At 40.2% G+C, this 25,748-nt stretch carries 22 protein-coding genes and 1 pseudogene; 9 read left to right on the forward strand and 14 right to left on the reverse strand.

Annotated elements, in window-relative coordinates; genetic code table 11:
- The first annotated feature begins 177 nt into the window (after positions 1 to 177).
- The gene (locus tag KTV93_RS09670) at positions 178 to 1,020 is read left to right on the forward strand and encodes an alpha/beta hydrolase family protein (protein WP_218248742.1); all 843 of its coding nucleotides are present in this window, start codon (positions 178 to 180) and stop codon (positions 1,018 to 1,020) included.
- Between the two features lie 45 nt (positions 1,021 to 1,065).
- Positions 1,066 to 1,893 (forward strand): TerC family protein, encoded by an 828-nt coding sequence (locus KTV93_RS09675; RefSeq protein ID WP_218248743.1) that lies wholly within the window; start codon positions 1,066 to 1,068, stop codon positions 1,891 to 1,893.
- A gap of 34 nt (positions 1,894 to 1,927) precedes the next feature.
- Here the strand turns inward: KTV93_RS09675 and KTV93_RS09680 are convergent, their stop codons facing one another.
- The 5 genes and pseudogenes from KTV93_RS09680 to KTV93_RS09700 all read right to left on the reverse strand — a co-directional run.
- Positions 1,928 to 2,755, reverse strand: coding sequence for a flavin reductase family protein (locus KTV93_RS09680; RefSeq protein WP_218248744.1), 828 nt, complete (start codon positions 2,753 to 2,755; stop codon positions 1,928 to 1,930).
- A gap of 7 nt (positions 2,756 to 2,762) precedes the next feature.
- A complete protein-coding gene (gene fahA, locus KTV93_RS09685; RefSeq protein WP_218248745.1) occupies positions 2,763 to 4,010 on the reverse strand; it encodes a fumarylacetoacetase in 1,248 nt (415 codons plus the stop codon).
- A gap of 80 nt (positions 4,011 to 4,090) precedes the next feature.
- The gene (locus KTV93_RS09690) at positions 4,091 to 4,549 is read right to left on the reverse strand and encodes a hypothetical protein (protein ID WP_218248746.1); all 459 of its coding nucleotides are present in this window, start codon (positions 4,547 to 4,549) and stop codon (positions 4,091 to 4,093) included.
- Positions 4,550 to 4,571: 22 nt separating this feature from the next.
- Positions 4,572 to 5,702 carry a 4-hydroxyphenylpyruvate dioxygenase gene (gene hppD, locus KTV93_RS09695; RefSeq protein WP_218248747.1) on the reverse strand — a complete coding sequence of 377 codons (1,131 nt, stop codon included), beginning with the start codon at positions 5,700 to 5,702 and terminating at the stop codon, positions 4,572 to 4,574.
- Between the two features lie 134 nt (positions 5,703 to 5,836).
- A pseudogene (locus tag KTV93_RS09700) lies at positions 5,837 to 7,135 on the reverse strand (acetyl-CoA hydrolase/transferase family protein); the annotation flags it as partial.
- 155 nt (positions 7,136 to 7,290) lie between these two features.
- Here KTV93_RS09700 and KTV93_RS09705 point away from each other — a divergent pair.
- Positions 7,291 to 7,581: a hypothetical protein gene (locus KTV93_RS09705; protein WP_317206432.1), complete on the forward strand. Its 291-nt coding sequence runs from the start codon at positions 7,291 to 7,293 to the stop codon at positions 7,579 to 7,581.
- Between the two features lie 54 nt (positions 7,582 to 7,635).
- Here the strand turns inward: KTV93_RS09705 and KTV93_RS09710 are convergent, their stop codons facing one another.
- The 8 genes from KTV93_RS09710 to KTV93_RS09745 all read right to left on the reverse strand — a co-directional run bounded on the left by KTV93_RS09710 (position 7,636) and on the right by KTV93_RS09745 (position 16,400).
- Positions 7,636 to 8,823, reverse strand: coding sequence for a homogentisate 1,2-dioxygenase (locus KTV93_RS09710; RefSeq protein WP_218248749.1), 1,188 nt, complete (start codon positions 8,821 to 8,823; stop codon positions 7,636 to 7,638).
- An 89-nt stretch (positions 8,824 to 8,912) separates the two neighbouring features.
- Positions 8,913 to 9,458: a hypothetical protein gene (locus tag KTV93_RS09715; RefSeq protein ID WP_218248750.1), complete on the reverse strand. Its 546-nt coding sequence runs from the start codon at positions 9,456 to 9,458 to the stop codon at positions 8,913 to 8,915.
- 12 nt (positions 9,459 to 9,470) lie between these two features.
- Positions 9,471 to 9,908 carry a hypothetical protein gene (locus KTV93_RS09720; protein ID WP_218248751.1) on the reverse strand — a complete coding sequence of 146 codons (438 nt, stop codon included), beginning with the start codon at positions 9,906 to 9,908 and terminating at the stop codon, positions 9,471 to 9,473.
- Positions 9,909 to 9,918: 10 nt separating this feature from the next.
- Positions 9,919 to 10,728 (reverse strand): lysophospholipid acyltransferase family protein, encoded by an 810-nt coding sequence (locus tag KTV93_RS09725; protein WP_218248752.1) that lies wholly within the window; start codon positions 10,726 to 10,728, stop codon positions 9,919 to 9,921.
- Between the two features lie 25 nt (positions 10,729 to 10,753).
- Positions 10,754 to 11,383, reverse strand: coding sequence for an NUDIX hydrolase (locus tag KTV93_RS09730; RefSeq protein WP_218248753.1), 630 nt, complete (start codon positions 11,381 to 11,383; stop codon positions 10,754 to 10,756).
- 69 nt (positions 11,384 to 11,452) lie between these two features.
- A complete protein-coding gene (locus KTV93_RS09735) occupies positions 11,453 to 13,981 on the reverse strand; it encodes a cation-translocating P-type ATPase (RefSeq protein WP_218248754.1) in 2,529 nt (842 codons plus the stop codon).
- Positions 13,982 to 14,147: 166 nt separating this feature from the next.
- Positions 14,148 to 15,707, reverse strand: coding sequence for an Rne/Rng family ribonuclease (locus KTV93_RS09740; protein WP_218248755.1), 1,560 nt, complete (start codon positions 15,705 to 15,707; stop codon positions 14,148 to 14,150).
- Positions 15,708 to 16,109: 402 nt separating this feature from the next.
- Positions 16,110 to 16,400, reverse strand: a complete 291-nt coding sequence (locus KTV93_RS09745; protein WP_088467852.1) for an HU family DNA-binding protein — start codon at positions 16,398 to 16,400, stop codon at positions 16,110 to 16,112.
- Positions 16,401 to 16,447: 47 nt separating this feature from the next.
- Between KTV93_RS09745 and mutY the strand changes: the two genes are divergently transcribed.
- The 6 genes from mutY to KTV93_RS09775 all read left to right on the forward strand — a co-directional run bounded on the left by mutY (position 16,448) and on the right by KTV93_RS09775 (position 23,854).
- Entirely contained in the window at positions 16,448 to 17,488 is a 1,041-nt protein-coding gene (mutY, locus tag KTV93_RS09750; protein ID WP_218248756.1) for an A/G-specific adenine glycosylase, read from the forward strand.
- Between the two features lie 229 nt (positions 17,489 to 17,717).
- A complete protein-coding gene (gldD, locus tag KTV93_RS09755) occupies positions 17,718 to 18,272 on the forward strand; it encodes a gliding motility lipoprotein GldD (RefSeq protein WP_218248757.1) in 555 nt (184 codons plus the stop codon).
- Positions 18,273 to 18,311: 39 nt separating this feature from the next.
- A complete protein-coding gene (locus tag KTV93_RS09760) occupies positions 18,312 to 19,232 on the forward strand; it encodes a PfkB family carbohydrate kinase (protein WP_218248758.1) in 921 nt (306 codons plus the stop codon).
- Positions 19,233 to 19,292: 60 nt separating this feature from the next.
- Positions 19,293 to 21,122 carry a peptidylprolyl isomerase gene (locus KTV93_RS09765; RefSeq protein WP_218248759.1) on the forward strand — a complete coding sequence of 610 codons (1,830 nt, stop codon included), beginning with the start codon at positions 19,293 to 19,295 and terminating at the stop codon, positions 21,120 to 21,122.
- Between the two features lie 65 nt (positions 21,123 to 21,187).
- Complete coding sequence (locus KTV93_RS09770; protein WP_218248760.1) at positions 21,188 to 22,555, forward strand: peptidylprolyl isomerase; 1,368 nt, start codon at positions 21,188 to 21,190, stop codon at positions 22,553 to 22,555.
- Positions 22,556 to 22,870: 315 nt separating this feature from the next.
- On the forward strand, positions 22,871 to 23,854 hold the full coding sequence (locus KTV93_RS09775) for an NAD(P)H-dependent flavin oxidoreductase (protein WP_218248761.1): 984 nt from the start codon (positions 22,871 to 22,873) through the stop codon (positions 23,852 to 23,854).
- Positions 23,855 to 23,918: 64 nt separating this feature from the next.
- Here KTV93_RS09775 and KTV93_RS09780 read toward each other — a convergent pair whose 3' ends face one another.
- Entirely contained in the window at positions 23,919 to 25,598 is a 1,680-nt protein-coding gene (locus KTV93_RS09780; RefSeq protein ID WP_218248762.1) for a formate--tetrahydrofolate ligase, read from the reverse strand.
- Positions 25,599 to 25,748 lie beyond the last annotated feature (150 nt).

The following is a 25,748-nucleotide window of genomic DNA, read 5'->3' on the forward strand; positions in this document are numbered from 1 at the left end:
TGCAGCCGCGCAGGTCGCTACGTCCGCTCCAATCTTTTTGTTTATTGGGCGGCGGCTTCGCCGCCGCCCAATAAACAAAAAGGATTTCCGCTACCATCACTCACGCAAAACGAAGCCATCTCAATTTGGAAACAAGAAATCAAAATAGCTAAATTTGAAAGCCTCAATATTAACCGCATGAAAATAATCATTCAGAAAAACATTATTGTTCGCAATCCGACAACACGCGATTTCCTTGCAGACGCGTATTATGCTGAGGAAGCGAAAAATCTTCCGCTCGTAATTTTCGTTCATGGATACAAAGGTTACAAAGACTGGGGCGCGTGGAATCTAATGGCTGAAAAGTTTTCCGAAGCCGGTTTCTTTTTTGTGAAATTTAATTTCTCACACAACGGAACTACTGTAGAAAATCCTACAGAATTTGATGATTTGGAAGCTTTCGGAAATAATAACTTCTCAAAAGAACTGTCGGATCTTGATGCACTTTTGGCGCATTTTGCAGACCATCCTTCGATTGATTTCAGTAAAATTGCCATCATTGGGCACAGCCGCGGCGGTGGAATTTCAGTGGTAAAAGCCTATGAGGATGAACGAATTAAAGTTTTGGTAACGCTTGCCGGAGTAAGCAATTTCAATTACAGATTTCCTTCCGGCGACCGTCTGGAAAACTGGAAGAATTCCGGGGTTATGTATTCCGAAAATCAAAGAACACATCAGCAGATGCCTCACTATTATCAGTTCTACGAAGATTTTAAACAAAACGAAGAACGGTTTACGATACAGTATTGCGCACAGCATCTCGAAAAACCAATGCTTATTATTCAGGGCACTGAAGATGACGCTGTGAAGGACAAAGAAGCATTTTTGCTTCATGACTGGTGCAAGAAATCGGAACTCTATATCATCGAAGGAGCAAATCACACTTTCGGAGCAAAAGAGCCATGGATGGAACAAAGTTTGCCGCTTCACCTCGAAAATACAATTACTGAAACTGTAAGGTTTCTTAGAAAGAATTTGTAAAAAGTATTTTTAAAACTGTATTTTTGACCCTTAAAAAAATAAACAATGGATTTTATATCAATTATTGATTTACCCAATTTTGCCGACCCCCAAATATGGATCAGTTTACTCACATTAACTTTTCTGGAAATTGTACTTGGAGTCGACAACATTATCTTTATTTCAATCATTTCCGACAAACTGCCGAAGGAAAAGCAGCGTTTTGCGAGAAATCTCGGGCTTGCGTTTGCAATGATTTTCCGTGTCGCACTACTCCTCATGATCAACTGGATTATAGGCCTGAAAGAACCGGTTCTTACTCTCGACTGGTTTAATGAACCAGGAACTGATCTACCGCTTGCATTAAGTTGGAAAGACATTATTCTTCTGGGTGGTGGTATTTTCTTGATCGCAAAAAGTACTTTCGAAATTCATGGGAAAATGTCCGGCCACGACGATGTGCCGAAACCAAAGTCCAGTGCATCAAGCTTGATGACAATGGTAATTCTTCAGATTATCGTGATCGATATGGTATTTTCTTTAGATTCTATTTTAACAGCGATTGGATTGGTAGATAATGTTTTACTGATGATTATCGCAGTGGTGATTTCAATAGGAATTATGATGGCGTTTGCCGGACCGATTTCAGCAATTATCAACAAATATCCTAGTCTGCAGATGCTGGCACTGTCGTTCCTTGTAGTAATCGGCGTAATGTTGGTGGCAGAAGGAATTCACCAGCATGTAAGCAAGAATATCATCTATTCGTGTCTTGCGTTCAGTTTGGCTGTAGAAATGCTTAATATTAAATTCAGAAATAAGCAGAAACAGAAATATCTTAAACTTAATCCGGATTTAAATGATGATTTAAGCATCCGCGAAGAAGACAAATAAATAAAAGGAGTGAAAATTTTCACTCCTTTTATATTTAGATATTACCCGTTAATATCTTCCAGGCGGCTTCGATATTGTTTTCCAGAAGAAATTTTCTCGCTTCTGAATGGATTTGTTCATCACCTGAAAAATTACCTTGAGGCAGTTGTTCAGTGTTTGCCAGCATTCCCAGATCGTTACCGGTAAATACTTTGCTGTATTTTATTTCATTAGGTAGTAAATCGAACCCGATTCCTTTTGTTACTAAAGGTTTCGGAACTTCGAACAGATTGTTTTCGTTGTTTCTGGAATACCAGTTTCCGCCTAATCTCGCAACTAAATCCAGTTTTTTCTGATCAAGATTTCCTTCTTCATTCAGATATTCTTCACGCACGTGAATTCTAAGAACTTCACAGATTACCAGATTTCCTGCTCCGCCTTCGCTTCCCAATGCTTTAATTTCAAGAACTTTGCATTCAAGATTGACCGGACATTCTTCGATGAGTTTTGCTTTTACCAAATCTGCATCTTTCATCGTTAAGCCCGCTTTTACAAATTCATTGACATTTTTCTCGTATTCAGTGGACGCGAGCGAAATCTGCTGAACAATGTTATAATTTACAATGCCAATAACGACTTCACCAACTTCATGAACGTTTTCCAGCGTATGTTTCGTCGTATTATCGCGTACTCGTCTTGACGGTGAAAAAATCACCACCGGCGGGTTGGTGCTGAATAAATTGAAAAAACTGAATGGACTTAAATTCACATTTCCGTCTCTGTCAATTGTTGATGCGAGCGCAATGGGACGTGGCGCAATTGCAGTCTGCAAAAGCGTCTGTAACTGTAAATTATTTAAGTCTTTTGGAGAGATTGTTTTCATTTCCGGATTAATTTGCTGGTAAAATTTTTCCTGAAACTTCCCCGAAACCAACTCTGATACCGTCTTTATCACCAAAACCGCGCATGATTACGGTATCATTATCATTGATGAATTTTCTTTCTTCGCCGTTATTCAGTTTCAACGGATTTTGTCCTCTCCACGTTAATTCGAGCATCGAACCGAAAGAGCTCGGATTTTCGCCTGAAATTGTTCCGGATGCATACACGTCGCCAACTTCTACATTGCAGCCGTTTACGGTGTGGTGAGCGAGCTGTTGCGTCATATTCCAGTACATGAATTTATAATTACTTTGAGAAATAAGATTTTCGGAACCGTTTTCAGGTTGCAGATACACTTCGAGATTGATGTCGAAATTTTTATTCCCTTTAAATTTTAAATAATCTAGAACCGCAGGTTCCTGTTTTGGAGATTCAGTTCTGAAAGGTTCCAGTGCTTCGAGCGTAACTACCCACGGCGAAATGGAGCTTCCGAAATTTTTACCTAAAAACGGTCCCAGCGGAACATATTCCCAACTCTGGATGTCTCTCGCAGACCAGTCATTGAATATCACCATACCGAAAATTGCATCTTCAGCCTCAGCAGTCGTAATACTTTCGCCCATTTCGGTGTGTTTATTTACAATGAAAGCCATTTCAAGCTCGAAATCAAGTTGTTTTGATGGCCCGAAGACAGGTGAATCGGCATCTGCAGGCTTGGTTTGACCTTTCGGACGGATGATATCGGTACCCGAAACTACAATGGAGGAAGCACGACCATGATAACCTACCGGAAGATATTTCCAGTTTGGCAGAAGTGCATTTGCAGGATCGCGGAACATTTTTCCGACGTTGGTGGCATGTTCGATGCTGCTGTAAAAATCAGTGTAGTTCGGAATGTGAACCGGCATCATCATCTTTACTTTATCAAGATCGAAGAAACATTCTTCTTTGGTTTTTTCGTCGTTCGCGAGCTTGGAATTTTCATCAAGAAGTTCCTGTATTTTCAGACGTACAGCATTGGTTACTGGTTTTCCGAGTTCAATGAATTCATTCAGTGTGTAGGCTTCGAAAACATTTTCATTCAAGCCTTCAATTTCATCAAAAAATCCATAATCGTACATGGTTGCCAGATCAATGACCAAATCACCGATACGCGTACAGCAGGCAATATATTCCTGGTCGAAAACCGCCACTCCAAAAGGAATGTTGTAAATTGAAAAATCTGAGTTCTGTTCGTAGTTTACAAAAGATTTCATAAGTATTTTTTTAAAAGAAAGGTTCAAGTATTAAATTTTTGATTTAAACCTTGAACCTTATCATTGTTATTTTTGAATTTTTATTTGTTGAATGCGCTTTCTTCAATCCATCGTTCTTTGGTATTGACGTCTATGAGATAAAGAACTTTTTTCTGTTTCGTCATGAGAAAAGTGCGGGTGATGGGCAAAGCAATCTTCTGGTTTTCTAGTTTATCAGCGCGCAGCGAAATTATATTATGCCGCGAACGGACAACATCTCCTGAAAACACGTTGGACGAAGTTTCCCCCGTCTGTTTATCATCAAACATTTCCACATAGGTGGCTTTATTTCCTTTGATGATGACGAAGCTTCTCTCTGTGTGATCGGCGAAATCCTTGATTAAAACAAATTTTGTATCATCAATATTTACATCTTTCAGATCTTTATTGACGCCGCGTTTCTCTTCCAGCCGGTCAAGAATAGCATTAAGGGTACCGTACTGGGCTTTTAGTGCAAGCGAAGATGCAAAGAATGCGATAAGAAGAAGTGCTTTATTCATGGATTTCAGTTGAAGATATTACTTAAAGATTACCTCTTCTTTCCTGTTCTTTTTCTAACGCTTCAAAAAGGGCTTTAAAATTTCCTGCACCGAAGCTTTGCGCGCCATGTCTTTCGATGATTTCGTAGAACAGAGTAGGGCGGTCTTCAACCGGTTTGGTGAAGATCTGTAACAAATAACCTTCTTCATCACAATCGATAAGAATTCCTAAATCTTCCAGTTTTTTGATATCTTCATCAATTTGGCCCACTCTTTCAGGAACCATTTCGTAATAAGCATTTGGAGGAGCAGGTAAGAACTCAATTCCGCGTGCTTTCAGTTCGGTAACAGTTTTAATGATGTCTTTTGTTGCTACAGCGATGTGCTGAACGCCTTCGCCTTCATAGAAGTCCAGATACTCCTCCACCTGGGATTTTTTCTTTCCTTCCGCCGGTTCGTTGATCGGGAATTTCGCGAAACCGTTTCCGTTACTCATTACTTTACTCATCAGCGCAGAGTATTCGGTGTTGATCTGTTTATCATCAAAACTAAGAATATTCACAAATCCCATTACCTTCTCATACCATTCAACCGTTGGAATCATTCGGTCCCAACCTACATTTCCAACACAATGGTCAACATACAGAAGCCCTACATCGGTTGGATTATAGTTGCTTTCCCATTTCTGGTAGCCCGGCATAAAATCGCCGCTGTAATTTTTTCGTTCTACAAACATGTGAACTGTTTCACCATAAGTATAAATTCCGGACATGCGGACTTCGCCGTGTTCATCGGTTAGCGTTTGAGGTTCAAGATAGGGTTTAGCCCCACGTTTTGTGGTTTCTTCAAATGCGGAATAAGCATCATCCACCCAAAGTGCCAGAATTTTCACACCGTCGCCGTGTTTTTTCTGATGCTCACAAATGGGTGAATCAGAGTTGAGGCCGGAAGTAAGAACCAATCTAATTTTTCCCTGCTGAACGACATAAGAAGCTCTGTCTCGAACGCCTGTTTCCGGTCCGGCATAGGCTACAGACTGAAAACCAAATGCGGTTTTGTAAAAGTGCGCTGCCTGTTTAGCATTTCCAACATAAAATTCGATATAATCGGTCCCATTAATCGGTAAAAAATTTTCTGCCTGAGCTATTTTTTCGGCAAATGTGAGTGTAGACATGAGTTTGTATTTTAGATAGGGCAAATTACAAAAATTTTCAGGACAGATAAAATGGAATGATGTGACGGTTAGAAAGTGTGTGAAATATAATTCATTCAAAAAAAAATCCCGAAAAACTCGGGATTAGATTATTTTTAAAGACATTTAAATCTTTCAAAGGTCGCTTTTTCCAGCATTTCGCGGTCATCAGGATGCGAAATGTCGATAAGTGCTTTTGCTCTCTGTCTTAAGCTTTTTCCGTATAGGTAAGCGGTACCGAATTCCGTTACTACATAGTGAATGTGACCTCTGGTCGTTACAACACCTGCTCCCGGTTTCAGGAAAGGTACAATTCTCGGAACGCCTTTTTTAGTTCTTGACGAAATCGCGATGATCGGTTTTCCGCCATCTGAAAGTGCCGCGCCCCGCATGAAATCCATTTGTCCGCCAATTCCGCTGAACTGGAATGTTCCGATAGAATCTGCGCAAACCTGGCCGGTAAGATCAATTTCAATTGCTGAATTGATCGCGACCATATTTTTGTTTTTCATGATGTTGATCGGATAATTTACGTGTTCCACATCCATGAAAGCGAAAGAAGGATTGTCGTCAATATAATCATATAATTTTCTGGTCCCAAAAGCGAAACTTGTAATGGTTCTGTTAGAATGGGTTCCTTTATATTTGTTGGTGATGACATCGTTCACTACCAAATCAACAATACCATCGCTGATCATTTCTGTATGAACTCCCAAATCTTTGTGGTTATGGAGGCATTTCAGAACTGCATCCGGAATAGTTCCGATTCCCATCTGTAAAGTCGATCTGTCATCAATAAGTTCTGCTACATTTTTCCCTATTAAGAGTTCTTCTTCGCCAACTTTTGCGCCGTAATCTACGGTAAGCAGCTCTTCTTCATGCCAAACCATCTTGTGGATTTTGGAGTAATGTATCATCCCGTCACCATGCGTTCTAGGCATCCGCGGATTTACCTGTGCTATGATGGTTTTTGCGGTGTCTACAGCACTTCTTGCCACATCTACAGAAGTTCCCAGGGTACAGTAACCGTGCTGATCAGGAGGCGAAACAGTAATCATGGCTACATCAATGGGCAGAAGACCTTTTTTAAACAGTGTCGGAATTTCGCTCAGGAAAACCGGAACAAAATCACCGCGATCAGAATTAACAGCATCGCGCACCGGTGTTGAAACAAAAAGGGAATTGATATAGAAACTGTCTTTGTACTGAGGTTTTGCTACTTCCACATTTCCCTGTTGGGTGATGGAGACAAATTCTACCCCACTAAGTCTTGAGGACTGTTTTGCAAGTTCATCAATGAGGATGTTTGGAGTACAGGCGCTACCGTGAGAAAAAATCCTGTCGCCACTTTTAATCATTGAAACCGCTTCTTCGGCACTTACATATTGAACCATAGTGTTATAATTAGTTTGCTGTTGTTAATTGCTCAAATTTACCTATTTCAATTAAGACTGGAAATGAGGAAACTCAGTTTTTGAAAATATTTTAAGATTTTCTTGCAACCGAATAAAAAATATACTTACTTTGTATTTCAAAGTACTTTCGAAATATAACTTTAAAAACAATAAAAATGATGACACACAATCAACGCAGCGTGGCTATTTTTGCTGTTCCTGCACTTTTACTTTGTATTCCACTAATTGCGATGCAGTTTACAAAAGAAGTTAATTGGTCCGGATCGGATTTTATGATCGGTGGAATTCTTCTTTTCGGCACCGCAGCAGTGGTTGATCTGGTTTTAAGGAATGTAAGAACCCGGAGAAACAGACTGATTCTTACTTCTCTGGTTTTAGCGGTATTGTTCCTTGTTTGGGCAGAATTGGCAGTAGGTGTTTTCGGAACTCCATTTGCCGGAAGCTGATCTGAATATTTTATAAATCAAAAAAAAGCTAACATTTTGTTAGCTTTTCCATTTTTATTCCTGAGATCTGTCTTCAAGATGATTTTCAATATCTTCCAGCCAGGAAGTCATGTAAGTAGGATCTTCCACTTTCAGGGCTTCCTCCGTGAGCTGCAAAGGTCGGAAAGGATCAACCATCACCGCGTATTCTTCGGTGAATTTTTTCCCGATGCTGCGTTCCATAGCGCCCGGATGCGGTCCGTGAACAATGCCGCCCGGATGCAGCGTGAAATCCATCAGATCGATATGATTTCTGCTCATGAAGTCACCTTCCGTATAAAAAAGTACTTCATCTGAATCGATGTTGGAGTGGTTATAAGGAGCAGGAATCGCAAGCGGATGATAATCGTACATTCGCGCTACAAAAGAGCAGACAACGAAATTATGCGCCTCGAAAGTCTGGTGAATCGGCGGCGGCAGGTGAAGCCTTCCGGTGATCGGTTCGAAATTTTTGATGTTGAATTTGAAAGGATAGAAAAATCCGTCCCAGCCCACAACGTCAAACGGATGCGTTGCATAGACGAAATCCCAGATTTGATTTTCCTTCTTTACTTTAATGAGAAAATCGCCTTTTTCATCTTTTGGTTCCACAAAAGTTGGTGTTTCAATATCTCTTTCACAGAAAGGGGAATGTTCGAGCAGTTGACCGAATTCGTTTCTGTACCGTTTTGGTGTGTAAATGGGCGAGTGGCTTTCTACAATCAGAAAAACATTATTTTCTGAGTTCAGTTCAAGCTGATAAATCGTTCCGCGGGGAATGATAAGGTAATCACCAACAGAAAATTCCAGATTCCCGACAAAGGTTTTCAGAACTCCGCTGCCTTCATGTACGAAAAGCATTTCATCGCACTCCGCATTTTTATAGAAATATTCGGTTGATTTTCTAGGTTTTGCGAGACCCATTTTCAGGTCGTTATTCAGCATAAGAATCTTGCGGCTGTCGAGAAAATCGTCTTCAGCGGTCACATTCATTCCCTTAAACATACGTGGAGTCACATTTTTACCGACAGCTATTTTTGGCGTAACATCTTTCGGTTCGCTGATCGATTTTATCTGTGTCGGGCGGTGAATATGATAGAGAAGTGAGGAAATTCCGTGAAAACCTTCAGTCCCGAAAAGCTGTTCGTAATAAAAATGGTCGTTTTCGGATTTAAAAACCGTATGTCTTTTCTGAGGAATTTTACCGGACTGGTGATAGCGCATTGTTTTACTTTTTGTTTCAAGGTAAATTTAAATAAATTTTCAGACTTTGAATTGAAGTAAAAGCGAACGCTTAAAATCCTGATCAGTAATTATTCGCAGCTCATCAGCGCTTCATAGAAATCTTCTTCCATTATCCCAAACTGCTGGCAGAGCAGCTTAATTCCATTCATGTTCTGCACTAAATTTTCATCCGTGGAGCCAAGTGGAATTTCGCCCATTTCAGTACTGATGCTGATTTTTTCACCAGAAATTTTAGATGCCGAGTAAGAAAAAGGTAATCTCCTGAAATAGTTTTCAGCTGCATTAACAATTTCTTCCAACTTTTCCGGATAAACCAATACGCCGCCGCCGGTGATGTTTTTAAGAATAGGAGAAAGTTTTTCGCTTTCTTTGTCCTCCACAATCAGCACAATATTGGGTTTGAAGTCTTTTGCTTTTTGTGGATCAGAGGTTTCTAAGATGACAAAATCACTGTCTGTCTCCTTTTTGTGGCCGTTTTCAAGAAAATAATCAAAATCTTTTTCAAAAAAATTCAGTACGTAGATGATAAAGTTAGCAACAGGTTGATGCGAGCTGTAGACTAAAACACGGGTTTTGTGTTGGGAATACGCAGAAATTACTGAAAAATCGGTCATTGCGAGCAGTCGTTATTTAGCTTCAGAAGTTTTGGAATCGATAAGCTTGCGGAAGGTGTTTTCAACATTTTCCCACCGTGATTTATCTGCTTCCATTATATAAGATGCGTCTGATTTGCTGGCAGACTGGCTTCCTTTTTTCACGATGATGGAAGTCGAAATATAATCGTACAATTTCTTGTAATCTTCCTGTATCATCCGGAAATTGTTCTGCTCCAAAACATTCTGGATATTGCTGAGCTCGTCTTTTGAAAGCGTAAAATCTTTTTTGATGTTTTTGCCCTGACCTTCGAAGGAATAATGGGCATTATTCCCTTTAATCCAAAGATTTTCGTAGATCGGAGAAAGACCGCCGCTGCGGGAATAACTGTAATCGAAATCGGTGTATTTTTTCTGTGTAGTACAAGCCGTAAGAGCCATTAAAACAAAAAAGGCAATAAATCTTTTCATTCAGAATTTTTTATGATTTTAGAGTAGATTTTTCTTCAGTTTTTTGAGCTTTAAGTTCCTGGTCGTATTCATGTAAAACGTTGAAATCCTCAGTTTGTTCTATCGCGACCATTATTTTTGTTAAAATAGTTTGCGCATCATCGTTATCATAATCAATTTCCAACGGCTTTTTGAATTCCATCGTGGGCTTTACACCGGTAACTTTTACTCTTAATCCTTTTTTATCGAAAGCTCTTCTGAAACCATTGATTTTTATAGGAATTACGATCGGTCGCTGATTTTTCACCAGTTTTGCAGTTCCTTTTCTGCCCTGCGCAAATGCTGAAGTTGTGCCCTGTGGGAAAGTAATTACCCAACCGTTATCCAGCGCTTTCATGATATTTTCAACTTCTGTTAAATCTACCATTCTGTTCACGTTCGCGCCTTCAGCACGCCAGGTTCTTTTTACGGTTACTGCGCCTGCAAGTTTAAATATTTTGGTCATAAAACCTTTATTCATCGTTTCTTCAGCAGCTACATAATAGAAATCTACTTTAGGATTCAGCAGGTAAACCGGATTTTTAATTGTGTTCAGATAACCGTTATTTACCGAGCAGAACGCATGGTACATCGCCGCTACATCTGCAAAATAGGTTTGGTGGTTCGAGACGAAAAGTACGTTGGAATCGGGCAGATCAACCAGATTTTCGGTGCCGGAAATTTTCAGTTTGTTGAAGCCATTGAATCTTCGGTAAGATACAAGTCCCAAAATGATGATAATTAATCTTTTGAGGAAATAAAGATTGCCGAATGCATCTGTGAAAATATTTTTCTTCGCCATTATCAAAATTACATAGACCGCGAATTTACAAATTTTTCATCAATTTGCTGAACTCACTCAAAATCATCGAAGTTGCTCCCCAGATGATGTATCCGTTGAAATTAATCACGGGAACTTCCACGCCTTTTGAGCTTGGCAGCACCATCATTTCCGGCTGTTCGGTGAGTGTTAAAATTGAAGAAACGGGAAATTCTATCAATTCCACAGCTTCGGATTCCTGCAGGATAAATTCCGGGTTCTTCTTGGTATACGAAACGAAAGGCCTTACATAAAAATTGCTTGGCGGAATATAAATGGGCGACATTTCGCGGATGATCCGGATGTAATGCTCCTCTATTCCCATTTCTTCACAAGTCTCCCGTTTTGCAGTTTCTTCGAATGTTCGGTCAGTTTCTTCTTTTTTTCCGCCGGGAAGCGAGATTTGTCCGCTGTGGCGGTCGCGTTCGTTTGTACTTCTCACCATCAAAGGGAAATACCATTCGTTATCCTTCAGGTAAAGCACAATATTTACTGCTGCGTATTTTGGATTTCTGTCTACAATTTCATCATATGAAAAAAGCGGACGGTAAGGTGGCGAATAAATCATGTGGGCATTCTCGCCCAGCAGTTCTGCGTCCTGAATTTTTTTGATAAGATCTCTCCCGAAAACTTCCATTCCACAAATTTAAAGAATTGAATATTGAAAGTGTTTTAAAGGAAAGTTAAATTTTAATTAAAGCTAAGTTTAAGTTTTTAAGTTAAGGTTTATCCTCTTTTTGCTTCGCCATCTTGTTCGGATTTTTACCAGTTCGTACCAAAGTACAGAGATTAAACCAATCAGGATACAGAGTCCGAGTTCTGCAGCTGAAAGTCTTTCGAATAAAAAGAATTCGGTGAATGTAGGTACATACAGTAAAAGCAGCATGATTACTGTAGTGATCGAAATAATAAGAAGCACCAGGTTATTTCTGTAACTTAAAGTTGTGAAAATTGAATAATAAAATGATCTGTTTTGTAACGTTAAAAATATATTAGCGGCAACCAAGACAGTGAAAACCATAGTACGCGTATGAGCTTCATCAAAACCGTTCTGTACGGAATACTGATAGGTGAAAAGTGTTCCGGCAGAAATTACCAATCCCTGAATTATGCTCGTAAGCAGCTCTCTGCTGTTGAAAAAAGTAGTTTTGAAGGAACGCGGTTTCTGGAGCATCGCATTTTTTTCCATCGGTTCATTTTCGAAGACGATAGAGCAGGTGGGACCCATAATCAGTTCTAAGAAAATCACATGAGCTGGCGTGAAGATATTCGGATAAATCCATCCCAACGCAAGCGGAATGAAAACCGTAAGAATTATCGGGATATGGATGGAAATAATATATTGGATTGCTTTTTTCAAGTTGGTATAAATTTTCCGGCCCATCGCGACCGCATCTACCATTTTCGAGAGATCGTCTTCCATCAGAATTAAAGAAGCTGCCTGTTTGGCAATTTCTGTCCCTCTTTTTCCCATTGCGATCCCAATGTGCGCAGCTTTGAGCGCAGGACCGTCGTTTACGCCGTCGCCGGTCATTGCTACAATTTGATTCTTTGCCTTTAAAGCATTAATAATTCGGAGTTTTGCTTCAGGAAACATCCGGGTGAAAATATTAGTTTCCATTACGGTCTCCTGCAGTTCGGCCTCGGAAAGCTGCATGAGTTCATCGCCTGTTAAACTCTTGTCGGCACCTTGAAAATTAATCTGTTTAGCGATTGCCTGTGTGGTAGCTGCATTGTCGCCGGTAATAATTTTTACAGAAATGCCTGCCTGGTAAAAATCTTCGAGTACTTTACTGAAGTTTTCTTTCGGCGGATCATAAAATGCAACAATTCCCATGAAAGTAAAAGGAAGTTCCTGCTGGGTTTTAGGATAGTTCTCGCCAGAGAAATTGCTTTTCCCAACTCCTAAAACCCGGTAACCCTCTTTGGTTATTATTTCTATGGCATTTTCTACGATATGTTTTTCTTTGTCAGAAAGGTTGCATGCATTCATGATCGCTTCCGGAGCTCCTTTTGCAGCAATGATTTTTTCGCCGGAACTGTTTTTAAAAACGTGAGTCATCATCGGGGGTTTTCCTCCCAAAGGATATTCGTGAACCATTCTGAAACGGGGTCTTTCATCTTCAGGATTAAGATTCTGATACGCATCGTGAAGTGCGGTTTCCATAGGATCGAAAGGAATCGGTTCGCTCGCCCACATCGCGAATCTGATGAGGTCTTTTTCTTCTGCCGTTAAAATTTGGTCAGGACTAGAAATTTTTTGAGTTCCCAGAGTGAAAATTTTAGCCAAACTCATTCTGTTCTCGGTGATCGTGCCGGTTTTATCGGTGCAGATTACGGTGGCACTTCCTAAAGTTTCCACGGTTTTCATCTGTTTTACCACAATCTGCATTTTCATGAGTCGCCAGGCGCCAATCGCCATAAATGCGGTGAACGCCATCGGGATTTCTTCAGGCAGGATACTCATGGCTAGCGTTAAGGCTTTAAGCAAACTGTCAAGAATATCATACGAATTAAAGTAGTTGATTCCCCAAACGAAAAGAAATGCAGCAACTCCCGCGATGACCATTTTTTTCACGAAATCATTAATCTGTATTTCGAGTGGAGTTTTTTCTTCCTGAATGTTTTCCAGACTTTTGCCTATTTTGCCAAGCTTGGTTTCATTTCCGATGCTTATCACGGTAATAATTGCCAGACCGCTCTCAACAGTTGTGCCTTTATAAGCAAAATGATCTTCTTTGTTTTTATCCTTAAAAACAGCGAAAGATTCGCCGGTAAGAATTGATTCATTTACTGAAAAATCGTTTGAATGTACAATAACCCCGTCGGCCACAATCAAAGTTCCTTCTTCAATAATCAGGCTGTCGCCCACGACCAGATCTTCGCTGTTGATTTCCACCGATTCACCGTCCCGAATTACTTTACAGTTGGGCTGTGTAAAATATTTGAGTTTTTGCAGCGCATTCCGGCTGCGCGAATCCTGGTAGAGTGAAATAAGTGAAATGACTACAATAGCCGAAACCATGAAAATTCCGTCGCTCACCAGGCCGTTCACAAAATAGATCAGCGATGCAACCAAAAGCAAAATAATCATAGGTTCTTTAGCAAGGCTTTTTAAAGCATCTAAAAAAGTGTTTTCCTTTTTATACTTTAAAGTGTTTTCGCCAAATTTTTTACGGGCGAGAACTACTTCTTCAGCTGATAAACCTTGAATGTTAAAGTGATTTGCCGGCATAGCTCATTATTTTAAACTGTTTGTAGTAAACGAACTGTAATTTACAAAATTTCCGGCTAAATTTTTAATAGAATATTAATTACTTATAAAAAAAACTCCCTCTAAGAGGGAGTTGTAAATTGTAACAGCAAATTTTTGAATGAAATCTGCTTTGATGTTTTGGTTTTTAATTAGAATAGCTCATGAGTTCTTCTTTCTTGGAATTGATAAGTTTATATTCCAGATATTTAAATGAATCACGGGGTATGATTGTGACCCATTTTTTGTATTTCAGATACCATTTGGTCTGGATGCTAACGATGCCTTTTGTGAGGTAAGCTTCAACAAAAGGATGTACGTGAAGGAAAATTTTGCCTTTTTCTTTTTGAATCAAACCTCTTATCACTTCCTCCATACGTTCAACAACAACGATTGGAGCAAGAATTTCGCCGTCGGCATTAGGGTTTTCTTCTTTGGTTTCGATGATGTTTTCCGGGCGGGTTCTCTGCCGTGTAAGCTGTATTAATCCGAATTTACTTGGTGGTAAAATTTTGTGACGGGCTTTGTCGCGGCTCATTTCCGATTTCAGATGTTCGTATAAATCACGGCGGTGATCTGCATTAATCATGTCAATGAAATCAATCACGATGATTCCGCCCATGTCGCGAAGTCTTAGCTGGCGGGCAATTTCAGTTGCTGCCATCTTATTCACAGTCAGTGCGTGTTCTTTACTTGCTGAATTGCCGGATGAAATGTTGTTTCCGGAATTCACATCAACTACGTGAAGGGCTTCCGTATGTTCAATCACCAAATAGGCACCTTTGGAACTAGGAATGTTTACATGCTTGCCGAAACTCTGTTTCAGTTGCTTTTCAACATTGTAATATTCCATCAATGGAATGGGTTTATCGTAGAACTGAACGATGTTTTTGCGTTCCGGCGCAATGACTTCGATGTAGGCTTTCATGTCATCAACCATCTGCTCGTCATCACAAATAATAGAAACAAAATCTGCATTGAAATTATCGCGGAGAATTGATGAAGCTTTGTCTTCTTCACTTAAAACGCGGCTCGGAACTTTATTTTTCTGAAGATTCTTGAAGGTAGTTTCCCATTTCTGGACCAACTGATTCATGTCGTTGTGCAGTTCTGCAACTTTTTTGCCTTCTGCAACTGTTCTGATGATTACACCGAAACCTTCGGGTTTAATACTTTCAATTAAAGTACGTAAACGCTCTCTTTCTTCGGCGCTGCCTATTTTTTTGGAGATGGATACGCTTTTGTCGAAAGGTATTAAAACGAGAAATCGTCCTGTTAAGGAGATTTGGGTCGAAATTCTTGGGCCTTTTGTAGAAATGGGCTCTTTGGTAATCTGTAGAATAACGCTGTCGTCTTTTGCCAGAACCTTGTCGATGAGGCCGTTTTTATTAATTTCTGGCTGAATTTCGAAGTTTTTAAGGGAAGAATTCTGCTGCTTTTTGGCAACAGTGTCTTTCAGGAATTTTTTGTAGGTCAGGAACTGTGGTCCTAAATCCTGATAATGCAAAAAAGCATCTTTTTCGTACCCGATGCTCACGAAAGCAGCATTAAGGTTGGGTGCGAGTTTTTTTACTTTACCGATAAATAAATCACCAACTACGAAGTCGCTTTTATCTTCCTGTTCATGAAGTTCAAAAAGCCTTCCGTCTTCCAAAAGGGCAATTTTAGATTTTTCATCTTCATGCGATATAATGAGTTCTTTCTTCATTCTTGTATAGAGGAATTAAAAATCTTAGATAAAGGAAATTTACTCAAATTCCGCAAATATCACTAATATTTTTAACTGTTTTGGTACGTAAATAATGTTTACCGGCTAAGAATGGGTATTTTATGGGGCATAATCAGCTTTGAAATCTGGTATTGCCAAATCCTTTAATCCTTATTTTTAAATTTGGAGCAAAACAAAAATATAGTCGGTGAAATTTTATAAATATAAAAACACCAACTATATTGTTATATTGTAAATCGCGAATAGCTTATTTTTTCTTATGTCTGTTCGCTCTTCTTCTTTTCTTTCTTTTGTGAGTTGCAACCTTGTGTCTCTTTCTCTTTTTTCCGCTTGGCATAATTTAAAAATTTTTAGTTTGTAACTTATATATTCTCTGGTTTATTATTTAATTGCTACTTTGGTTTTTACCTTCTCAACAAAAGTTTTAGATGGTTTAAAAGCCGGGATATTGTGAGCCGGGATTTCGATTGCCGTATTTTTGGAAATGTTTCTTCCTGTTTTTGCTGCTCTTGTTTTAATAACGAATGATCCGAAACCTCTTAAATAAACATTGTCGCCATTATACATTGAAGTTCTGATTTCCTGCATGAACGCCTCTACAACTTTCTGAGTTTCATTCTTTTCAGTTCCCAATTTATTCGAGATGGTGCTCACCAATTCTGCCTTTGTCATTTCCTTTATTTATTTATATTTTTGGTGTGCAAATATAAGAACATTTTTTGAAAAGTAAAAAACAAAATGCTGATTTTCTTCACGTTGGTGAATTGCTGTTGGCATGGTACAAAATACACGGCAGGGACTTACCGTTCCGAAATACGAATGATCCCTATAAGATCTGGATCTGCGAAATCATTTTTCAGCAAACAAGAATAGAGCAGGGTTTAAATCACTATAACAGATTTGTAGAGCGGTTTCCGGATGTGCAAACCCTTGCCAATGCTGAAAACGACGAGGTTTTACTGTATTGGAAGGGACTTGGCTATTATTCCCGCGCACTTAACCTTCATAAAGCGGCCCTTCAGATTGTACATGAATTTAATGGAAAGTTTCCCGAGGATTATGATGACATCCTAAGTTTGAAAGGGGTTGGCAAATATACTGCAGCAGCAGTTTCGAGTATCTGTTTCGGAGCGAAGATTCCAGCCGTTGACGGGAATTTCTACCGCGTACTTTCGCGGGTTTTTGCTGATGATTTCGATATTTCAAACTCGAAAGCCTTTTCGTATTTCTCTGAACTGGCTTTAAGAATGATGCCTGAAAACGAAGCCGGGCATTTCAACGAAGCCATGATGGATCTCGGATCAGAAATCTGCAAGCCCAAAACCCCACAATGCGATAACTGTCCTTTAAATAAGGATTGCATAGCTTTCAATTTAGGAAAGATTCACCAATTTCCTGTAAAATCTAAAAAAGTAAAACCTACAGATCTCGAACTGACGTATTATTATGTGGAGTATAACGGCCGCTTTCTCATTAAACGAAGAGGCGATGATTTTATCTGGAAAAGACTTTATGAATTTCCTGTGGAAATTCCCGAAGAATTCAAAAAAGAAATTGTGCATCACAAAACCGTTTCGCACAAACTCACGCATAAAAATCTAACGGTGCAGATTTATAAAGTGATTCTGAATTCGGAAGAAATATTTATAAATTTCGCTTTGGAAAATGGTTTTACCGCTATAGATTTGGAAGAATCTCACCAGAAATCTTTCCCGAAACCGCTGGAAAATTATTTAAAATGGATTGAAAGTGAAATTTAAATTTAACATTATCAGTTTTATGGACTCTAACTACAAATCAGTCAATAGTAGTAAATGTTTGAAATGGATTTAGGAATCTTTTAGAATTAAATGATTGATATGCAAAATAAAAAGAAGATTCCTAAATCCTTTTTCTTTGAAAATTTCTTCCCGTTCATCTTTGGTTATTTCATCATTTCGATGCTAAATCGCCCGCTAAAATCTCAAATCAAATTTGTACTTTTGCGCAATGTTTAAAAAACTCATTTTCACATTTTTAGGATTTGTTTTGTTTTCGTGTGCCGAAGAGGCGCAGCCGAAACCTTCCGGTGAACTTCGGTTAGAATATCCGCTGGCAAAATATCAGCAATACAGTTCGCCCTGCGGTTTCAGCTTCGAATACTCAGATTTTGCTAAAATTGTAAATGCAAAAAACAACTGCTGGTATTATATTGAATACCCGGAAATGAAAGCAAAAGTCTTTCTTACGTATTTCCCGGTTAAAAATGATTTTAACCTCCATGTGAAAGAGTCGGAGAAAATGGTTTATGAACATACCATTAAAGCAAGCAGTATCGATACCCAATCATTTACTTATCCCGAACGGAATGTTTTCGGGAATTTCTATGAACTAAGCGGGCCCACTGCCTCTAATCTGCAGTTTTTTGTTACAGATTCCACCAGACATTACGTCACTGCAAACCTCTATTTCAACTCCAGACCGAAGCCCGATTCTCTGGCGCCGGCTGTTGCTTATATCAAGAAAGATTTACAGCATTTAATCGATACATTTGAATGGAAATAATTTTCCGTCAATTAAATTAAAACTTAAAAACAAATATAAATGAAACTATTAGTCGTTGGTTCTGTCGCTTTTGACGCTATTGAAACTCCGTTCGGAAAAACAGATAAAATTTTGGGCGGTGCGGCAACCTATATTGGGATTGCTTCTTCGATTCTTAATGTTGAATCGGGAATCGTTTCGGTAATTGGTGGTGATTTTCCGCAGTCCGATCTTGAAATGCTTACCTCCAGAGGTGTAAATGTTGAAGGAATTGAAATTATTAAAGAAGGCAAAACTTTTTTCTGGAGCGGCAAATATCACAACGACTTAAATTCCAGAGATACTTTGGTAACCGAAGTAAATGTTTTGGAAAATTTCGACCCGAAAATTCCTGAATCAATGCAGGATTCCGAAATCTTATTATTAGGGAACCTGCATCCGGGTGTTCAGCTTTCTGTATTGGAAAAAATGCATAACCGCCCGAAACTGGTGATTTTAGATACGATGAATTTCTGGATGGATTCTGCTTGGGATACTTTAATGCTGATGATTGCAAAAACAGATGTAATCACCATTAACGATGAAGAGGCGAGACAGCTTTCCGGAGAATATTCTTTGGTAAAAGCTGCCAAAAAAATCCATGAAATGGGACCTGAGTTCGTTATCATCAAGAAAGGCGAACACGGCGCGTTGCTTTTCCACAACGGGAAAATATTTGCCATTCCTGCGCTTCCGCTTGAAGAAGTTTTCGATCCAACCGGAGCCGGCGATACTTTTGCAGGTGGTTTTGCTGCGTATCTTGCTAAAAAGGAAGATTTCAGTTTCGAAACGATGAAGTCAGCATTGATTGTAGGTTCTGCAATGGCGTCATTCACCGTAGAAAAATTCGGAACCGAAAGATTACAGGAAGTTACCGAGAGCGAAATGATCGCAAGAATCAAGAGTTTCAAAGATTTAACCACTTTCGAGGTTGAAGTTTAAAATTCTGAGCCATTCAGTAATCACACCCATGTCATTTTCAAATTAAAAGAACATTTAAGTATGAAGAAAATATTTGCTTTCGTTATGTTGGCAGGCCTTGGCAGCACAATGTCTGCCCAGTACATGATTATCGGAAAAGACAGCATTTCATTAGCCGATTTCAAAAAAGAATACCAGTACGGTTTACAGAATACCGGTATTGAAAAAACCCTGAGTGCAACTGAGGATTTTATTCTTCTCCAGCAGTTTGCAGCCGATAAAAAAGCCGATACTGCAGCCTCATTCCGTGAAAGAATGATGGAAAAAGAAGCCGATTTGCGCGAGCAGTATTTTTACCCGAAGCAGGTTCTGGATCCGGTATTGAATGACTACGTAAAAGATAATCAGACCGAAAAGCAGGTGCAGATTTTCATGGTTCCAAAGACCGAAGGCGATACCAATAATTACCAGCAGATTTACAACGATGTGAAAGCAGGTAAAATAACGATGGATGACGCCATCACAAAATACACGAAAGGAGCCCCGAAACCGCTCTTCATTAAACCGGGAAGTGTTGACAGTGATTTGTATACCCAGCTGAAATCCTTACCCAATAATTCTTATACAAAACTGCAGGATTCACCCGGATATATTGCTTTTGCCAAAGTTCTCAATTCCAGACCAAGCCTTGGTTACATGATTTTCGGGACCATTTCTTTTCCTAAAGATGCGAATTCCGAAACCGTTAAAAATAAAATTTACACCGATCTGAAAGCTGGCAAAAGTTTCCAGGAAGTAGCAAAACTGTATGGAGCGAATGAGCATGAAAAGGATAATGGTGGAGTAGTGATGGGTTCGCCGACATTGCCTGACGAAGTTTATGAACTTTTCAAAGGTAAAAAAGCGGGCTATTATTCGCCGGAACCTTTATTGTTCGGGGAGAATTATTTTGTTTTTAATATTTATAATGTGGAGCCTTATGTGCTTACCGACAAAAACAGAGATTTTTTCCTGCGTGATATGAACGGTTCCCTTTATAATGAAAACCTGCAGGACAAAATGCTGGCTTATCTTAAATCTGACCCTACCTATAAAGAATTTCCGGCATTTCAGAATGTAAAAAAATCTTATCAGGCCTTTAGTGCAGCAAAAGACGATACCGTTCTTTATCAGTATAAAAAAGACAAAACTACGGTTGGCGACCTCAGGAAATTAATCGGAGACAAAAAAGCTGAAGCCGAGAAACTCACTCCGGCTTTATGGAGCGACGCACTTTCCGGGGTAAATACCCAGGATTTAATGAGATTTTATTCCGCCGACTTTACCAACCAGAAAGATATTAAGAAATCGCTTAACGAATTTAAAAGAGGACTTTACTCCGATTATATTTTCTCCAAGTTTCTTAATGAAGAAGTTGACAAACACCCCGAATGGCTTACCGATCATTATAACAAAAACAAATCGAAATACATGTGGGGAAACCGTGCCGATGGCCGTGTAGCAATCATTGCTGATGACAAACTCACCAAAGAAATCGAGAAAGACATTAAAAATCCTAAAAACTGGGAAACCCTGAAAGCAAAATATTACGGAAAACTCAACGATAAAAAACAGATTCTCGTAAACTTCGAAAAAGGTGAAATGTCTGAAGATGCCGATGTTTTCACGAAATACAAAGTTCCCTTCAAAACCGGAGTTCACCAGACCAAAATGGAGGAGAGAACTTTAGTGATTGCAATCGATAAAATTTTACCGCCAACACAGATGACTCAGGCCGAAGCTGCTGAACTCTTGAAAGATGCAGTAAACGAAGAAAGACTTAAAGCCATCATCGCAGAGCAGAAAGCCAAAACCAAAATCGTGATTCAGCCCGAATTCAGAAAGGATTTGGAAAAGAACTTTAAGAAATAATTATAATAAAATATGCAGGTTATTTCGTTTAGAATGATAATTTTGCAGATCGTTAAAAAATGGATATGAACAAGAACATAAAATTTGCACTCCTTTTTTCATTTATTTTTGCCTTTTTCGGGGTTAAAATGAATGCACAGCTCAAGACCGGAGATTTGGTCGACGGTATTGCAGTGGTCGTAGGAGATGAAATTATTTTGGAATCAGATATTGAGGATCAGGCAAACTATGCACAGCAGCAGGGCGCCACGGTAGCCGACAAATGCGAGTTTGTTGAAAGCATCATCAACAATAAACTTTTGATTTACGAAGCGAAAAGAGATACCCTGATCGAAAACCGTTCTGCGGCAATTAAAGAAAATGCTGCCCAGAAATACAACCAGATTCTTGGTCAGTTTCCAGACGAAAAAACAATGCTTTCTGCTTACAAGTTCCGTACATCATACGAAATGAAGAACGCCATTGAAAAAATTGATGCGGATAATTATTACGGGCAGATGAAATTCGGCAGAATTACCGAAAAAGCCGACGTAACTCCAAACGAGGTTACAGATTTCTTTAATACTTACAAATATCAGCTTCCCGAAGTGAAGGACGAGGTAAGTCTCTCGCAGATTACAATGTATCCGAAACTTACAGATGCGCACAAAGACGAAATCATTGCGCGCCTCAATAAGATCAAGCAGGATATTCTTGCAGGCGAATCTTTCGAAAGCCAGGCAAGGATTTATTCCGAAGATCCGGGATCTGCTGCCAACGGAGGTTTGTACAAAAATGTGGCGAAAGGTAAAATGGTAAAACCTTTTGAAGCCGCAGCGCTCAACCTTCAGGAAGGCGAGCTTTCCGAACCTGTAGAATCCGAATTCGGCTATCACCTGATCCAGCTCGTGAAAAAGAGCGGGAAAATGTACGATGCACGTCACATCCTTCTTAAGGCAGAACCTAATGCCGACGAAATTGCCTCCGCAAAAAAAGAACTCGACAGTATCAGAACTTTGATTGTAGAAGGTAAACTTACTTTCAAAGAAGCAGCCTACCGTTTTTCAGATGATAAAAGAACAAAGTTCAACGCCGGAATCATCACTTCAGAAGACGGATCCGACAAAATGGAAAAACTCAATCTTCCGCCGACCATTTCTTACCAGATTGCAGGTCACAACAAAGGCGATATTACCGACGTTTTCCAGGATACCATCGCTCAGGACAGAAAAGTGGTAACCATCATTAAAATCGACGACGTAATTGCGGCACACCAGCTTGATATCGCGACAGATTACGACAGAATCAAGCAGATGGCGCTCAACAAAAAGAAAAACGAAATGGTAGAAAAATGGGTGAAAGAAAAACTACCCAACGTATTTATCTCCATCAACAACCGTTACAAAGACTGTACTTTCAAAACCGACTGGCGCAAAAATACCGACGGTAAATAAAACTTAAACTCTGCATTTTTGCAGAGTTTTTTATTTCAGGAGCAACGGAGTTTTGCCTCTCCGAAATCTCTGCCCGCTGTCCGCTATATCTTTTCCTCGGCTGGTACCACGCAGAAGAATACCGCTGCAAACAGGAATAAGTTTCCACCATTCAAATAAAAAATAAAAACACCTCTTACCTATTAGTTCTTAGTTCTCACCTCCTCACCCTTACTTCGTACATAGTACATAGTACATTCTACATTCTACATAGTACAAAGCAAGTACATCCCACATACTACTTGCATCTTTCACAGCTCTTCCTTATTTTTACGCATGAGCAATTTTATCCATTTCGGAATCGCCGAAAAAATGTACCGCGAGGAGCAAAACAGAATCACAGAATTATTTCAAATCAAATATCCCATCATTCAGGGAGGGATGATCTGGCATTCCGGCTGGCGCTTGGCCTCTGCGGTGTCCAATTCTGGCGGTTTGGGACTCATCGGTTCCGCAAGTATGTATCCCGACATTCTGCGCGAAAACATCCGCAAATGCAAAGCCGCGACTGATAAACCTTTCGGGGTAAATATTGCCCTGCTTTACCCGAATCTCGATGAAATTATTCAGATTGTTCTTGAAGAAGGAGTGAAGATTGTTTTCACTTCCGCCGGAAATCCCAAAACCTACACCGAAACCCTCCAGAAAGAAGGTCTGAAAGTCGCTCACGTCGTTTCCTCAACCAAATTCGCCATGAAGTGCGAAGATGCCGGTGTCGATGCAATCGTTGCCGAAGGTTTTGAAGCAGGCGGTCACAACGGAAGAGACGAAACCACAACCATGGTTCTTATCCCGAATGTGAAAAAACATATTTCAAAACCCTTGATCGCAGCTGGCGGAATTGCCCTCGGTTCTCAGATGAAAGCCGCAATGATTCTCGGTGCCGATGGTGTGCAGATCGGTTCCCGTTTTGCCGCAACAGTAGAGGCAAGTTCCCACGAAAATTTTAAGAATAAAGTTATTTCCCTTAACGAAGGAGATACCCAACTCACTTTAAAGGAGCTTGCTCCGGTGCGTTTGGTGAAGAACAAATTCTTCTATGACCTCGAAAGACTTTACGAAACCGGCAGAGATGCCGAAGCACTGAAAGAAACTTTGGGCCGCGCGCGCGCAAAACGCGGCATGTTCGAAGGCGATCTTGAAGAAGGCGAACTCGAAATAGGGCAGGTGTCTGCCCTGATCGAAGAAATCCTGCCTGTCGAAACTGTTTTCCAGAACTTGCTGAAAGAATTTAAACAGGCAGGTTTCACAGACTTTTAACCATTACCTCTTAGTTATAATCTTTTACCTCTTATCTCTTATCTCTTACCTCTTACCTCTTATCTCAACTCAACCCCGTTATCACCCCGTTTTTATCGATCGACATTCCTTCCGCTGCCGGAATTCCCGGTAAGCCCGGCATTCTCATCATATCACCCAGAATCGGAATAATAAATCCAGCCCCCGCCGCAAATTCAAATTCCCTTACCGTGATTTTGAAATTCGTTGGTCTGCCGATTTTCGTTTCATCGTCGGTCAGGGATTTCTGCGTTTTTGCCATACAGACCGGCAGTTTGTCCAGACCTAAATCATAAATCGTTTTCAGTTGGTTTTTTGCCTTCTGCGAATACACAACGTTGTCGGCACCGTACACTTCGCGCGCAACGGTTTCAATTTTATGCTCAACCGATTCGCTTACCTTATACAGCGGCTGGAAATCGTTTCCGCATTCGAAAGCGCAGCGCGCAACTTCGGTCGCCAGTTCTGTCATTCCGTTTCCGCCGTGTACAAATTCATCGGCGATAATGGCTTTCACGCCTAATTTTTCGCATTCATCTTTTACAAACTGTATTTCCTCCTCGGCATCATTCGCGAAATGGTTGATGGCTACAATCGGTCTTAATCCGAATTTAAAGGCATTTTCAATATGCTTTTTAAGATTGTCGATGCCGTTCTTCACGAACTGAAGATTAGGTTTGTCGAATTCTCCTTTCTTCGTTGCGCCGCCATGATAACGAAGTGCGCGGATGGTCGCCACAAGAACGAAAGCATCAGGCTTCAGTTTCCCGTAATGACATTTGATGTGGAAGAATTTCTCCGCGCCCAGATCCGCCCCAAAACCTGCTTCCGTTACCACAAAGTCCGCCAGCGAAAGTCCGGTTTTGGTCGCAATAATCGTATTGGTTCCCTGCGCGATATTCGCAAACGGGCCGCCATGAAGAATCGCCGGATTGCCTTCCAGAGTCTGTACCAAATTCGGTTTTATCGCATCTCTCAGCAGAATCGCCATCGCGCCTTCTGCTTTTAAATCTCTGGCATAAATAGGTTTTTTATCGAAAGTATAACCCACGAAAATATTACCCAGTCTTTCTCTCAAATCCTCGAAATCCTTCGAAAGACACAGGATCGCCATCACTTCAGAAGCGGGCGTAATGTTGAAACCTTCTTCCCGCGCAATGCCGTTGTTGGCTCCGCCCAAACCGATCACAATCTGTCTCAGACTTCGGTCGTTCATATCCATAACGCGTTTCCAGGTGATGGTTCTCGGGTCGATGTTCAGACTGTATTTCTTGTTCTGTAAATTGTTGTCGATAAGTGCAGAGAGCAGGTTGTTGGCTTTCTCGATCGCCGCGAAATCTCCTGTGAAATGTAAATTAATATCCACCATCGGGATCACCTGCGCATATCCGCCGCCCGCAGCTCCGCCTTTAATCCCGAAAACCGGCCCCAAACTGGGTTCGCGCAACACTGCGATGGTTTTCTTCCCGATTTTATTCAGGCCGTCGCACAGGCCTACCGAAACAGTCGTTTTTCCTTCGCCCGCCGGAGTGGGGTTGATGGCAGTGACTAAAATAAGTTTCGCTTTCTTAATTTTCTCTTCGTCGATGTACGATAAAGGGATTTTCGCTTTGTATTTTCCGTAGTATTCAAGATCATCATGGTCGATGCCTATTTTCTCAGCGATATGTTTGATGTGCTGAATGGGCGCCGAGGTAGCGATTTCTAAGTCAGTGGGGAAATTCATTTTTACTTAATTTAGGTATTCAAAATTAATCATAAGAATCTCTTCTGCTCAATTTTCCCTAATGCGATTCGTCAGTTTTCAGGTTTTTTTTTCACTCATCCGTTTCCGGAAATAAAGACAAAAAAAAATCCAACTTCATTTTTGTAAGTT

The organism is Kaistella faecalis (assembly GCF_019195395.1).
GTDB classification, from domain to species: domain Bacteria; phylum Bacteroidota; class Bacteroidia; order Flavobacteriales; family Weeksellaceae; genus Kaistella; species Kaistella faecalis.

Bases quoted from the DNA above. Each gene is read 5' to 3' on its own strand.
- KTV93_RS09670 (WP_218248742.1), top strand. From the start codon at position 178: ATGAAAATAATCATTCAGAAAAACATTATTGTTCGCAATCCGACAACA.
- KTV93_RS09675 (WP_218248743.1), top strand. From the start codon at position 1,066: ATGGATTTTATATCAATTATTGATTTACCCAATTTTGCCGACCCCCAA.
- KTV93_RS09680 (WP_218248744.1), bottom strand. From the start codon at position 2,755: ATGAAAACAATCTCTCCAAAAGACTTAAATAATTTACAGTTACAGACG.
- fahA (WP_218248745.1), bottom strand. From the start codon at position 4,010: ATGAAATCTTTTGTAAACTACGAACAGAACTCAGATTTTTCAATTTAC.
- KTV93_RS09690 (WP_218248746.1), bottom strand. From the start codon at position 4,549: ATGAATAAAGCACTTCTTCTTATCGCATTCTTTGCATCTTCGCTTGCA.
- hppD (WP_218248747.1), bottom strand. From the start codon at position 5,702: ATGTCTACACTCACATTTGCCGAAAAAATAGCTCAGGCAGAAAATTTT.
- KTV93_RS09705 (WP_317206432.1), top strand. From the start codon at position 7,291: ATGATGACACACAATCAACGCAGCGTGGCTATTTTTGCTGTTCCTGCA.
- KTV93_RS09710 (WP_218248749.1), bottom strand. From the start codon at position 8,823: ATGCGCTATCACCAGTCCGGTAAAATTCCTCAGAAAAGACATACGGTT.
- KTV93_RS09715 (WP_218248750.1), bottom strand. From the start codon at position 9,458: ATGACCGATTTTTCAGTAATTTCTGCGTATTCCCAACACAAAACCCGT.
- KTV93_RS09720 (WP_218248751.1), bottom strand. From the start codon at position 9,908: ATGAAAAGATTTATTGCCTTTTTTGTTTTAATGGCTCTTACGGCTTGT.
- KTV93_RS09725 (WP_218248752.1), bottom strand. From the start codon at position 10,728: ATGGCGAAGAAAAATATTTTCACAGATGCATTCGGCAATCTTTATTTC.
- KTV93_RS09730 (WP_218248753.1), bottom strand. From the start codon at position 11,383: ATGGAAGTTTTCGGGAGAGATCTTATCAAAAAAATTCAGGACGCAGAA.
- KTV93_RS09735 (WP_218248754.1), bottom strand. From the start codon at position 13,981: ATGCCGGCAAATCACTTTAACATTCAAGGTTTATCAGCTGAAGAAGTA.
- KTV93_RS09740 (WP_218248755.1), bottom strand. From the start codon at position 15,707: ATGAAGAAAGAACTCATTATATCGCATGAAGATGAAAAATCTAAAATT.
- KTV93_RS09745 (WP_088467852.1), bottom strand. From the start codon at position 16,400: ATGACAAAGGCAGAATTGGTGAGCACCATCTCGAATAAATTGGGAACT.
- gldD (WP_218248757.1), top strand. From the start codon at position 17,718: ATGTTTAAAAAACTCATTTTCACATTTTTAGGATTTGTTTTGTTTTCG.
- KTV93_RS09760 (WP_218248758.1), top strand. From the start codon at position 18,312: ATGAAACTATTAGTCGTTGGTTCTGTCGCTTTTGACGCTATTGAAACT.
- KTV93_RS09765 (WP_218248759.1), top strand. From the start codon at position 19,293: ATGAAGAAAATATTTGCTTTCGTTATGTTGGCAGGCCTTGGCAGCACA.
- KTV93_RS09770 (WP_218248760.1), top strand. From the start codon at position 21,188: ATGAACAAGAACATAAAATTTGCACTCCTTTTTTCATTTATTTTTGCC.
- KTV93_RS09775 (WP_218248761.1), top strand. From the start codon at position 22,871: ATGAGCAATTTTATCCATTTCGGAATCGCCGAAAAAATGTACCGCGAG.
- KTV93_RS09780 (WP_218248762.1), bottom strand. From the start codon at position 25,598: ATGAATTTCCCCACTGACTTAGAAATCGCTACCTCGGCGCCCATTCAG.